Source organism: Streptomonospora sp. PA3 (genome assembly GCF_009728995.1).
Classification (GTDB): Bacteria; Actinomycetota; Actinomycetes; order Streptosporangiales; family Streptosporangiaceae; genus Streptomonospora.
Genome location: NZ_VTZW01000012.1, coordinates 1 through 1908, shown reverse-complemented (window position 1 = coordinate 1908; position 1908 = coordinate 1). Strand labels below are relative to the sequence as shown.

Annotated in this window: 2 rRNA genes; both read right to left on the bottom strand. The window is 61.6% G+C overall.

What is annotated here, in order from left to right:
- Nucleotides 1-741 (bottom strand): 23S ribosomal RNA (locus FZ103_RS14980); the annotation flags it as partial.
- A gap of 448 nt (nucleotides 742-1189) precedes the next feature.
- A 16S ribosomal RNA gene (locus FZ103_RS14975) occupies nucleotides 1190-1908 on the bottom strand; the annotation flags it as partial.

Sequence of the window (1908 nt, the reverse complement as noted above, 5' to 3'; positions counted from 1 at the left end):
CGCCCTGTTCAGACTCGCTTTCGCTACGGCTACCCCACCCGGGTTAACCTCGCCACACACCACGACTCGCAGGCTCATTCTTCAAAAGGCACGCCATCACCCCGCACCAAAGCGAAGCTCTGACGGCTTGACAGCACACGGTTTCAGGTACTCTTTCACAACCCCTCACCGGGGCACTTTTCACCTTTCCCTCACGGTACTCGTCCACTATCGGTCACCAGGACGTATTCAGGCTTGACAGGTGGTCCTGCCGGATTCACACGGAATTCCACGAGCTCCGCGCTACTCGGGGACAACGTCCACACCAATGATCACCGCTTCGCCTACGGGACTCTCACCCACTCCGGCACCGCTTCCCAACGGCTTCGACTACAGCAACCACCAGCGCGCCCAGCCGGCAGACCGGACACAACGCAACCCCACAACCCCACGCACGCAACGGCTGCCGCCTCTCACACGCACGCGGTTTAGCCACCATCCCCTTTCGCTCACCACTACTCAGGGAATCACTCTTGTTTTCTCTTCCTGCGGGTACTGAGATGTTTCACTTCCCCGCGTCACCACCAACCGCCCTATACATTCAGACGGCGGCAACCCGACACAACTCGGGCTGGGTTCCCCCATTCGGACACCCACGGATCACCGCTCGGTTGACAACTCCCCGTGGACTATCGCGGCCTCCCACGTCCTTCATCGGCGCCTGGTGCCAAGGCATCCACCGTATGCCACTCTTGCTTGGCCACCACAGATACAAGATGCTCGCGCACACTATCCACAAATCAAACCACCAGCCACACACCCGACCACAACCCAGCGGAACACCACCGGACACCGCAACCAGGCCTCGACCGCCCCCGGACCAACCGGGAACCCCCTCCCCACCGCAGACGGCCGACCAGCGACCGCCCCCGACACGGAGGACACCGAGGACCCGCCCGCGCGCATCCGCGCCCACCAGGGTCTTCATCAGGGTGGCATCGGGGAAAACAACCCACCGGGTCGCTCCCTCAGACACCCAACAGCGCGTGTCCACCAAGCACCATCCCGACACCCGGCCTGGCCCGCACAGCGGGACAGACCAACAGCACCGGGTCCACTTACGAGTCCGCCGGCCACAACGGAAAAACAACCACCGGACCGCCCCCACCGGGGACAGCCCAGCACAGGCCGGCTCATCAAGACTCCTTAGAAAGGAGGTGATCCAGCCGCACCTTCCGGTACGGCTACCTTGTTACGACTTCGTCCCAATCGCCAGCCCCACCTTCACGCACTCCCTCCCCAAACGGGGTTAGGCCGCACGTTTCGGGTGTTGCCGACTTTCATGACGTGACGGGCGGTGTGTACAAGGCCCGGGAACGTATTCACCGCGGCGTTGCTGATCCGCGATTACTAGCGACTCCACCTTCATGGGGTCGAGTTGCAGACCCCAATCCGAACTGAGACCGGCTTTTAGGGATTCGCTCCGCCTTGCGGCATCGCACGCCCACTGTACCGGCCATTGTAGCATGTTTGCAGCCCAAGACATAAGGGGCATGATGACTTGACGTCATCCCCACCTTCCTCCGAGTTGACCCCGGCAGTCTCCCATGAGTCCCCACCACCACGTGCTGGCAACATGGAACAAGGGTTGCGCTCGTTGCGGGACTTAACCCAACATCTCACGACACGAGCTGACGACAGCCATGCACCACCTGTCACCGATCCCAAAAGGACCCCGCGTCTCCGCGGGATTACCGGCGATGTCAAACCTTGGTAAGGTTCTTCGCGTTGCGTCGAATTAAGCAACATGCTCCGCCGCTTGTGCGGGCCCCCGTCAATTCCTTTGAGTTTTAGCCTTGCGGCCGTACTCCCCAGGCGGGGCGCTTAATGCGTTAGCTACGGCACGGAAACCGTGGAAAGTCCCCACAC